Below are 9,771 nucleotides of genomic sequence, written 5' to 3' on the forward strand. Positions count from 1 at the left end.
GAAAAGCCCCGTCGCCTTCGAGCGGAAAGTAGCTTAAACGAGCACTTGGGGCGGCACAGAAGCGTGACAGGTCCATGTCTGAAACCGGTCGTATCCGTGGTCACGCCGCTGCCGCGCAAGAAAGATGACAACGGAAGCGCGACGTAAACTGGGCAGAGTGGCACCATCCTAACCTGTCGTATGTTCTGTCTCCTAGTCCGCCACCTCCACCTCGATGGCAGAACGCACGGCACCGTCAAATCCTGAAAATGCCCGGCCCTCGATAAAGATGAGCGGGAAAAGCTCGAACCGCTTCGAGACGCCTTCGCTTGTCGAATATCTTGCCCGGTAGCTCTCCAGCAGGGGCAGGAAGTTGCGCTCGCCCACCAGATGCTCCTCGACTGGATAATCAAGACCGGCGATGAACGCAGCAGCCTCGCGGCACATCGGGCCCTCGCCATTGTGGAACATCACCAGCTTGTCTCCTACCTCGGGCATACTCGCGAGATCCTCAAGCGGAACTGCTGGCTGGGGCTCAAGGTATTGAAGTTCGCGATTTTCCGGAATTTGGGCAAGCGGCAGTTCGATGACGGTCACCGAATCCAGCCAAGCATCGAAGGGGCGCCAGGCAAGCGCGGGTTCAGCGAGCGCTGACTCGTACACCTCCCAGTAGCCGGTCTTGGTGCCGCCAATATGCGGGTGCGAGACCAGGATCATGCTGTCGGGATGCTTGGCGACACTTTCGGCAAAAATCTGCGTGAAATCATCCTCGGTCGCGCCACGCGCAAACAGGCTGATGTCGCAGAGCAATCCGCGGCCAAGTTCCCCAAACGCCACGTTCGACACCTCAATCAGGCCGACATCGTATTCCTCGGGCCGATAGATCAGGGCGCGCACATCCTCAGTGCCGCGCGCCAGAACGTAAGGAACGCCCAGTTCCTCGGCTGCGCGTAGGGTGTTCTTATCATACGAGGAATAGGAGCAGGCAAAGATACGCATCGGTTGGCCGGTCAAGTCCTCCATGTAGGCCTTGACCTCGGCCATGGCGGCAAGCTGTTCCTCGTAAGGCTTGTCCCAGCAGATGCCGGGGTAGCCACCGATGATTTCGTGCCCTGCGGCGGCCAGCCGGCGAAAGACCTCTGGGTAGGCTTCCAGCACCGGGTTCAAGGCCTTGACCATCGCGGTCAACCCGCGCTCGCGAAGCTCCAGTTCCCAGCGCAGCAAGCCATCGATGGGCTCATCGGCATGAGAGTTGATCAAGTAGACCAACCCGTTGATCGGTGTGCTCTCATCTGCGGCCAAACCGGTGGCCGACAGACAACTCCCGACGGCCATTGATGCCAGAATCCGGCTTATCGGTTTCATGCAACCCCCTTGTTTTGCGGTACGTTCGTTTCCGAGGCTGTGAACATTTCAGGGAGGTTTCATTGACGGAGATCATCGGCTGGCCATCGTAGAAACACAGATGCGCGGAATTTGGCCAATGCACCATGGTCCAACTGCATGGGAATCCATTCCGGTTGACGGCTGACAATGTCGCAAATCTGCGAACCTCCATACTTCACCGGATTTCTGCTTTCGGAGGGGGCTACGCAATGACAAGATTTAATGACGACGCAGCAATCAAAGCGGACGGGCAGCCGGTCCTCGCGCCTGAGAGCACACCTTGGCAACTTTACCCAATGCGGCATGCCAAATGTCAGGATTGGCGAAACGCTGCTGACGATCTGCTCGGCCCGTATCCCGAACAGACGGTGGAGATCTTTCGCGACCTTGGACTGAACGACGTCGAGATCGCCCAATACTTCGGAGTCTCACCGCGCAGGATCAAACGCTTGTCGGATGGCAGCAAGCGATCTGACCGGGCTGGCAGCCTTCGCGAATTCGCAAAGCTGGCGCGGGCAAAGCTCTTTGGTGGGACAGTTTCATAATCGCTTCTCCTCCCTTTGGTCGGATGCAAAGAAGCTGCTGGCTGCGCGCTGTGCGTCACCGGTCTTAGCTTGCCGCTCGGAGTTCTGACGAGCGATCCTGATCAAAGTATACTGCCGCTCAACCCCCCAGAGTTTGGCTGAGTTACTCCGCAGCATGCGAGAGTTTTGACGCTGGTGCCTTTTCATACAGGTAATCGCGGGTCAGAGGGACCGCATCCTGACGGCGGGATATCTGAAACTGGAACACCGCCTGACGACCAAACCGAAAGGTCTGCTCGGACGCGACAAGATAGAACCGCCACATCCGGACAAACCGATCATCGTAAATCTGAGCCGCCTTTTCGCTGTTACTCTGAAATCTGTCGAACCAGTGCCGGAGCGTCTTGGCATAGTGAAGGCGCCAGCATTCGACATCATCTAGCCACAGGTTCGCGTTCTCGATTGCGGGCAATACTTCGGACATGGCGGGAACATAGCCGCCGGGAAATATGTATTTTGAAATCCATGGATTGGTTGCATCGGGCCGTGCGCAGCGCCCGATGGTGTGAACCAGCGCCACGCCATCAGGTTTCAGCAGGGATTGGACCTTCTGAAAGTAGGCGTTGTAATGTGGTATGCCGACATGTTCGAACATGCCGACCGACACGATTCGATCGAATGGTCCGCTGACATCACGGTAATCACAGAGCTCAAACGTGACGCGATCAGACAGGCCTTCCGCGTGAGCGCGCTCTGTCGCGATGCGATATTGCTCCTCTGACAGCGTCACACCCAGTACATACACCCCGTGATCTCGCGCGAGGCTGAGGGCCATACCGCCCCAGCCACAGCCCATATCCAGAACCCGCATTCCAGGTTCCAACAACAGCTTGGCAGCAATGTGCTGTTTCTTGTTGGCCTGCGCCTGGTCCAGTGTGTCGGTTGGACGCGTGAAGTACGCACAGGAATATTGCCGATCGCGGTCCAAAAAAAGATCATAGAGGGCGCCCGACAGGTCGTAGTGATGGGAGACGTTGCGTTTGGCGGCAGACACAAAATTGTTTTGATCAAACCGCCGGCGAAAAAGTCGCAAGGTGCTGATCGCGCGTATCCACCAGACGGGCGTCTGGATTTTGACATTGCGCACGACAATCCCGAGGAAACCGTGCAGATCATCGCCGTCGATCGTGATCTCGCCGTTCATATAGCCTTCCCCCAGCGCAAGCTCGGGATTCACGATAAGACGCGGGACTATGCCAGAGTGCGCTAGTCGGACTGTAACAGGCTGGCCCTTGCCATCGCCAAGACGAGCGGTGCTTTGGTCTGGCAGATGCAAGGTGATGTTTCCCTCGCGCAGAAGGCTCTTCAGGTTTGTGACAAGCAAGCGTTGAAGCATAAATTTCTCCTCGCAGACGTTCTCTTCCTTAACCCGGATCATCAAAATTCCAATTGACGGCGGTCAATGCGATTGGACAATAGGGTTAACCTGCAGGTTTTATTTAGCTATTCTGCGGAAATCGGGCAATACATCGAGCAGCACACGATTTCCATCTTCGCCGTGGAATACTTGGTGGGATCTGCGCGCAACGCCTGTGGGCATGGGGGCAGGGTGACCTCAGCCGCGCAGGACACTGTCGTCGAGCACGCTGGCGCCGTATTTCGCCAGCGACTCGACCAGCAGATAGTGATCTTCATCCACTGAGTAGACGACACCATCCGGAAGCTCTTGCCAGTTGTCCTCCGAGATAGGCTCGGAGGCGATCTCGACGGCGCGATAGTCGGTGCCCGCGTCATGGTGCACATGCGAACGGCCACAAATCTCGCAGGTGTAAACCCGTTCGCGCCGCAGCTGCCACAGCGTGCGGCCTAGGCGCGATCCGACGAGACAATCGCCATTCGTCAGCACAATATTCAGCCCAACCGGGGCCATAGGGTCGACCTGCTCGCAGAACTGGCGCAGCCGATTCAGTCCGATAGCTACCAGCTCACGCAGATTGTGGTCGGGAAATCGCAGCCGAAGCGACAGCAGGAAATAGAAGACATGCTCGCTATCGGTCGTCCCCTTGATATCGTTGCGCAAGAGCGGATCAATCTCCGATATCATGTGGTCTCGGATCTTAAGGAAATGCGGAATGGTTCCGTTATGTGCGAAGATCCATTTGCCGTAATGGAACGGATGGGTATTCTCGATCGACGTGCCGCCGACCGTCGCCCTGCGGACATGGGCGATGACGGTATGGGCATAGACCCGCGCAGCAGTTTTCCTGAAATGTTCGCCATGAAAAGCCGCCCAGGTCTGCTTTTCGATCAGCGGAATACCGTCGCGGTAATCGGCCACGCCCCACCCATGGCCGTTGTGCAGACCCTGCTGGTCCTTCCTGCTTTGTTGCATCAGGGCGTTCTGCGCGTGAACCAGACTGCATTCGACGCGTGTCGGTTCGTTGGCGCTCATGGCGTAGAGGCGACACATGCGCTAGCACTCCTTAGTTTTGGTGCATCCTAGCTGGTCGGGGCGGTGGGGCACATTGCGCACCGTCAAGGCGATGACGTTTCCAGAATGGCAGAATAAATCCGTAAACGACATGCTCATTCCATGATTGGACCGGTCGAAATGGACCAAGCCACAAAGCCCAAGAACAATTCACACTCGTGCCCTTTGCACATCCGGGCGCGCGCGCATCCTGCCATTTCTTCTCAAGACATATGCAAGATCGATGCATTAGAATCAGAAATCAGAGCGCACTATCCTTGGATCGATGACGTACAGACGTTCGGTCCGGACGTGGTCAAGGGATGGGGAAACGGACCCGCTCTTTGGTTCGGCGATACCGCCGAGATACCGCTGCAAGGTCGCAATCCAGCCAAGAGATTCGATTACCGCTTGGGATGGCTTGCCGCCGACGGGGACATCGTCGTGATTGGTGGCCCGAATTGCGGACCGTTCGAGACCTATCAGCGCGAGTGGCTCCAGGCGCCCAGACTCACATATCTGAACGTCGATCCGCAAAGCAAACCTCCCCGAACCTCTACATTGGCCATTTGCCTGCGCGATCCAGATGCCTATGGCAGGCTTGTCGCCACGCTCGACGGTGCCAGTGGTGTTACGCTTAACGCTCACCAGACAACGGGCCGGGCATGGGCGCTTGCGTCGCGGCTGAGCCAGGACCTAGGCGCCGAGATCCATGTCGCAGGCCCGCCGCCGACACTGTCCCGGCTGGCCAACAACAAGCTGTGGTTCGGGGACGTCGCCCAAAGGCTTTTGGGGAGCGGGGCCACACCCGAAAAGCATGCGGCACATTCCGCTTCGGCCCTCACGCGGCATGTCGCCGATCTTGCGCGGAAACGCGACCGGTTGGTCGTCAAACTGCCCGACAGCGCTGGATCAGCCGGGAATTTCATTCTGGATGCGCGGGATGTTCGGGGGCTGACACCACGGTTGCTCAGGGACTCGCTGTTGAAGAGACTGTCGCTTGCGGGGTGCGAAAGCCGGTTCCCCATGTTTGTCGAGGTTTGGGACGCAAATGTTGTCGCAAGCCCTTCGGTCCAGATGTGGATTCCGCGCATCGCCGAGGAACCTCCTGTGATAGAGGGCATTTTCGAGCAAGCCCTGAGCGGGGACCGGGCGGCGTTTGCGGGCGCTGCCCCAGCCCATCTTCCTCAGCATGTAGAGACTGCCCTTTGTCAAGATGCGTTCCGGCTTGCCACTCTGTTTCAAAAACTTGGCTACTTTGGAAGATGCAGTTTCGACACGGTTGTCACAGGTGAACACGGCACCGCCGACACGGTCCACTGGATCGAATGCAACGCACGCTGGGGTGGGGTCTCGGTGCCGATGACTTTGGTCAATCGGCTGACACTGAAAGGTCGGATGCCTCACTACGTTATCGTGCAGAGCGAGAGCAGCGGGTTCTCGCCATTACCGTTTTCAAAGGCCTTGCAGGAGTTCTCGGATCTTGCTCTGTCGCCGGACATTCAAACCGGTGTGCTGTTCCTCAGTCCGAACTTGATTGAAGCGGGTCTGGGCACCCACTTCGTAGCTTTCGGGAGGGATCAGAAGCTCGCTAGCGCCAGTGCCAAGGCCGTCTTGCAACGATTGCAGGCGTCCGATTGACGACGGGTTGTCCGCTCGGAGCTACAGCAATCTGCCCAATCACTCTATCTGCCGGAAGGGTACGTCGCCATTGAGACCGATTGCCAACAGGCGGCCACAAACAATTGACCCACGTCCAGCCACTCCGGCATCACCTTGCAGGATCAGGTCAGTGCAGCCATTATGACAGTGTCAGTTCTCTGAGTCTGCTCCGACTGCCTGTATTGATTGCAGGTAGTGGACCAGTTCATAGATGCGGTTGCGAACGCGGATTTCGTTGATTTCATCCGGTCCGTGTTCAGACATGGCTGCGTTCATGTAACGATCACCCCAGACCGGCATCTTGCGATCGCCATGCGCGGCCACTTCGGCCCGGCCATCAATGACCGAAAAGACGCGTTCCATCGGGAAAGTGCCATCGTTACGTGCCGAAAGCTGCGTCAAGTCACCGGGATCGATACCGCGGAACAGGCGTGTCAGAAAGCCTGCGCCCATTCCGTCCGTGCCGTGGCAAGATGCGCAAGAGTTCCGGAATTCCCGTTCTGATGGTTCGATCATGACAGGCCCCCAAGGTTCAAGTTGGCCCGTTGGCCCCTGTCCTTGGGCGACCACGGGTATTCCGGTTCCCAAGAACAAGATGGTCAGGATTGTAACTTTGCGTTTCATTTTGCGATCTCCCTTAATAGCGGCGTTCCCTGTTAAGTATGTTTGAAGCGCCCTGTGATGGCATTGACGCTCGTCAACGGGTTGCGGGGGCTCTGCTTGTCGATGCCGGGAAATCCTTGCGCCCGTCTCCATTCTGAGGCGGCAACTCCCAGAATCGGGCCGTGTGTCCCGCGCATCGCCCTGACGCTTTTATCTGTCAGATGGCCGGCGGGCATGACGTTCGATTATTTCGGACACAGTTTCGTCCGAAACCTGCTCGAAATCGCGGTAATGCAGCCCGACCGCACGGAAATCAGCCGGACATTCGAGGCAGATTACCTCGTCGCACTCACTTTCAAGAGCCGCGATCGTTGCCGCTGGCGCGACCGGAACGGCCGCGATGACGCGCACGGGATCGGCGTCGCGGACCAGCCGCAGTGCCGCGCGCAGTGTTGCTCCAGTGGCAATGCCATCATCGACGACCACCACGACCTTTCCCGCAAGCGGCGCCGACGGACGTCCATTCAGGTAGATTTCGCGCCGCCGGTGTATTTCCGGCAATTCGCGCTCGGCAAGCCTGGCGATGTCAGCATGGTTTAGCCCGGTCATCCGCGCCACATCCTCGTTGACGGTGATTTTCGGGGTCTTGCCATCGGTCACCGCCGCAACAGCGAGTTCCGGCTGCCCAGGAACGCCGACCTTGCGGACCAACACGATATCAAGCGGGACGCCGAGCGCCTCTGCGATCACATCGGCTACGGGCAACCCGCCGCACGGCAGGGCCAGAATGACTGTGTTTTCGGGATCAATCGGCCCAAGTCGATTCAGCAGTCTTTGACCGGCCTCACGTCTGTCCGTGAACATGCGAATTGAAACCTCCGGTGCGTGTTTCAGGGAACGATGACCACCTTACAGTCGGCGTGGTGCAGTACCTTTTGCGATACGCTGCCGAGCAGTACTTCCCGCACACGGCCCAGCCCCCGGCGGCCCAATACGATGACATCTGCCTTTTCGGCTTCGGCAATATCCAGGATTTCATCTGCGATGTCGCCGGCGCAGATCCGCGTCGTGACATTGCGCGCTCCGACCTCCTCGGCCCGCTCTTTGGCGGATGCGGCAACGTGTTCGCCAAGCGCCGTGATCATTCGGGCGGTCCCGATCTCGTCTTCAGCGCTTGGGAACAGACCACTCAAAGCGGCCATCCCGCCGGTGCCACCGCTTTTGAGGGCGGGTTTGGCGAGGCCCTCGACTTCTGCCATCTTCGCGAATTCCTCGGTGGGTCGCCCAAGCATCAGCACATGCACTATGCACAGTGGTTGACCAAACTCTTTTGACATTGTCGCGGCGAAGTCGACCGCGCGGCGTCCCGTATCCGAGCCGTCCGTGGCTACCACAATTGTGTCTGCCATTGCTCTTTTCTCCTTATTGACGCGAGATTTCTCTCAATCATCGCATGTCGGGCAGTTTATGACATTGCGCGGCGTCAATGCGGCACAGATCGGCCATGGGAGACACTGGCGTTGCCAACGGGGGTTTTCGATGGAACAGGCCGAAACGATCAAATTCCTCTCCAACGGCCACGCGTTCGCCGCTGATGCTCCTGTCGAGGTCATCGAGACGCATGGTGCCTACGTGTTTCTTTGCGGCGACACTGCCTTGAAGCTGAAACGTGCCGTTAAATACGACTACATGGACCTGAGCACGGTCGAACTCCGCCGGAGCCTGATTGCCCGCGAACTGGAATTGAATCGACTAGCGGCACCCGAAATATACCGTGACATGTTGCCGGTGACGCAGAGTGAAACGGGTCTTGCTCTGAACGGTGACGGTCCGGTCGTCGATTGGGTTCTGCGGATGTGGCGCTTCCCGGCGGAAAACGAACTGGAGAGCATAGCGGAAAGCGGCGCCCTCGACGATCGCCTTGCCACCGCAGTCGGGGAAGCGATTGCGCACTATCACGCAGCGGCTCCGGTGATGCAGTGCCCGGGCCGCAATCTGATTGCGGATATCCTGGCCGAGTTGGGCCGTGTCTTTGCAGAGTTCCCCGGCGCACCAGGGACCAGCCGGGTTGCGGAATGGGGAAAGGCAGCAGCGGCCCGTCTCACGACCAACGGCGCGCTCTTGGACAGCCGCGCCCGGAATGGCCATGTGCGCCGCGCCCACGGGGACCTCCACCTGCGCAACCTCGTCGTTATCGACGAGCGGCCGGTGCTGTATGACGCTCTGGAATTCGATGAAACGCTCGGAACCTGCGACGTATTTTATGACATCGCCTTCCTCGTCATGGACTTGTGTCACCGCGATCTTCGTCGGCAGGGATGCAGGGTGCTGGATGCCTGGCTGCGCGCAGCTCGTAAAAATGAGGATTCCGGACTGGCGGCACTCCCGTTATTCCTGTCGGTTCGGGCCGCAATCCGGGCCATGGTGCTGCTGCAGACGGACCGGGCACGCGGGCAATCGGGCAAATCGGAGGAGGAGGTGGCAGCCTATCTGGAGCTTGCCTGCGCCGCCTTGCAGCCCGAAGCGCCACGGTTGATCGCCGTCGGAGGGTTTTCAGGAAGTGGCAAGAGCGTTCTGGCTCGCGCATTGGCACCAACAATGGGAGGATTGCCCGGGGCGGCCCTGCTGAGTTCGGACCTCGAAAGGAAGGCTGGATTGCCCGCCGGCACGAGGCTTGATTCCGGGGCCTATGCCGCAGAGCGCCGCGAAGACGTCTATCGTGATCTGTTCGCGCGCGCGGCGACGATGCTTGCCGCGGGTCATTCGGTTGTTCTTGACGCCACGTTCGTGGACCCGCGGCTGAGAGACGCTGCCGAAGAGGTGGCCGCACGCGCGGACGTGCCTTTTCACGGCCTCTGGCTTGAGGCTCCCGAGCACGTTCTTCAGGAGCGTCTGCGATCAAGGCAGGGTGACCCCTCGGACGCGGATATCGACGTCCTGAAGCGCCAACTGACCGCTTGGCGCGGCGAAATGACCTGGTTGCATATCGATGCATCCGGTGATCCTCGATCCGTCCTCGCGGAAGCGATGACAACTCTCGTCGCGAATATGGCTCACGATCCTTCTGGGGTTGGACCTGTCACGCTTCTGTGCCGCCCCAAGTGCTCGTTTAAGCTACTTTCCGCTCGAAGGCGACGGGGCTTTTCC

The 9,771-nt window shown here is 58.8% G+C and carries 9 protein-coding genes; 3 read left to right on the forward strand and 6 right to left on the reverse strand.

What is annotated here, in order from left to right; genetic code table 11:
- Positions 1-192 precede the first annotated feature (192 nt).
- Positions 193-1,344 carry a polysaccharide deacetylase family protein gene (locus ACSHXH_RS18730; protein WP_435673322.1) on the reverse strand — a complete coding sequence of 384 codons (1,152 nt, stop codon included), beginning with the start codon at positions 1,342-1,344 and terminating at the stop codon, positions 193-195.
- A 230-nt stretch (positions 1,345-1,574) separates the two neighbouring features.
- Here ACSHXH_RS18730 and ACSHXH_RS18735 point away from each other — a divergent pair, with 230 nt between their 5' ends.
- On the forward strand, positions 1,575-1,910 hold the full coding sequence (locus ACSHXH_RS18735) for a hypothetical protein (RefSeq protein ID WP_435673323.1): 336 nt from the start codon (positions 1,575-1,577) through the stop codon (positions 1,908-1,910).
- Positions 1,911-2,052: 142 nt separating this feature from the next.
- On the opposite strand, the gene ACSHXH_RS18740 is transcribed toward ACSHXH_RS18735, so the two are convergent.
- Positions 2,053-3,327, reverse strand: a complete 1,275-nt coding sequence (locus ACSHXH_RS18740) for a class I SAM-dependent methyltransferase (RefSeq protein ID WP_435673330.1) — start codon at positions 3,325-3,327, stop codon at positions 2,053-2,055.
- Between the two features lie 177 nt (positions 3,328-3,504).
- A complete protein-coding gene (locus ACSHXH_RS18745) occupies positions 3,505-4,359 on the reverse strand; it encodes a class II glutamine amidotransferase (RefSeq protein WP_435673324.1) in 855 nt (284 codons plus the stop codon).
- A 123-nt stretch (positions 4,360-4,482) separates the two neighbouring features.
- Between ACSHXH_RS18745 and ACSHXH_RS18750 the strand changes: the two genes are divergently transcribed.
- Positions 4,483-6,000: a hypothetical protein gene (locus tag ACSHXH_RS18750; RefSeq protein ID WP_435673325.1), complete on the forward strand. Its 1,518-nt coding sequence runs from the start codon at positions 4,483-4,485 to the stop codon at positions 5,998-6,000.
- A gap of 171 nt (positions 6,001-6,171) precedes the next feature.
- Here ACSHXH_RS18750 and ACSHXH_RS18755 read toward each other — a convergent pair whose 3' ends face one another.
- The 3 genes from ACSHXH_RS18755 to ACSHXH_RS18765 form a co-directional block, all read right to left on the reverse strand.
- Positions 6,172-6,645 (reverse strand): c-type cytochrome, encoded by a 474-nt coding sequence (locus tag ACSHXH_RS18755; RefSeq protein ID WP_435673326.1) that lies wholly within the window; start codon positions 6,643-6,645, stop codon positions 6,172-6,174.
- 189 nt (positions 6,646-6,834) lie between these two features.
- Positions 6,835-7,488, reverse strand: coding sequence for a phosphoribosyltransferase (locus ACSHXH_RS18760; RefSeq protein WP_435673327.1), 654 nt, complete (start codon positions 7,486-7,488; stop codon positions 6,835-6,837).
- Between the two features lie 26 nt (positions 7,489-7,514).
- Entirely contained in the window at positions 7,515-8,033 is a 519-nt protein-coding gene (locus ACSHXH_RS18765) for a universal stress protein (RefSeq protein WP_435673328.1), read from the reverse strand.
- Positions 8,034-8,163: 130 nt separating this feature from the next.
- Here ACSHXH_RS18765 and ACSHXH_RS18770 point away from each other — a divergent pair.
- A partial coding sequence (locus ACSHXH_RS18770; RefSeq protein WP_435673329.1) for an AAA family ATPase occupies positions 8,164-9,771 on the forward strand: 1,608 nt, incomplete at its 3' end.

Origin of the sequence: Marivita sp. (assembly GCF_051251565.1) — a bacterium.
Classification (GTDB): Bacteria; Pseudomonadota; Alphaproteobacteria; order Rhodobacterales; family Rhodobacteraceae; genus Marivita.

Excerpts from the sequence above, each read along its gene's own strand:
- ACSHXH_RS18730 (WP_435673322.1), bottom strand. The coding sequence starts at position 1,344 with ATGAAACCGATAAGCCGGATTCTGGCATCAATGGCCGTCGGGAGTTGT.
- ACSHXH_RS18755 (WP_435673326.1), bottom strand. The coding sequence starts at position 6,645 with ATGAAACGCAAAGTTACAATCCTGACCATCTTGTTCTTGGGAACCGGA.
- ACSHXH_RS18750 (WP_435673325.1), top strand. The coding sequence starts at position 4,483 with ATGATTGGACCGGTCGAAATGGACCAAGCCACAAAGCCCAAGAACAAT.
- ACSHXH_RS18760 (WP_435673327.1), bottom strand. The coding sequence starts at position 7,488 with ATGTTCACGGACAGACGTGAGGCCGGTCAAAGACTGCTGAATCGACTT.
- ACSHXH_RS18740 (WP_435673330.1), bottom strand. The coding sequence starts at position 3,327 with ATGATCCGGGTTAAGGAAGAGAACGTCTGCGAGGAGAAATTTATGCTT.
- ACSHXH_RS18765 (WP_435673328.1), bottom strand. The coding sequence starts at position 8,033 with ATGGCAGACACAATTGTGGTAGCCACGGACGGCTCGGATACGGGACGC.
- ACSHXH_RS18745 (WP_435673324.1), bottom strand. The coding sequence starts at position 4,359 with ATGTGTCGCCTCTACGCCATGAGCGCCAACGAACCGACACGCGTCGAA.
- ACSHXH_RS18735 (WP_435673323.1), top strand. The coding sequence starts at position 1,575 with ATGACAAGATTTAATGACGACGCAGCAATCAAAGCGGACGGGCAGCCG.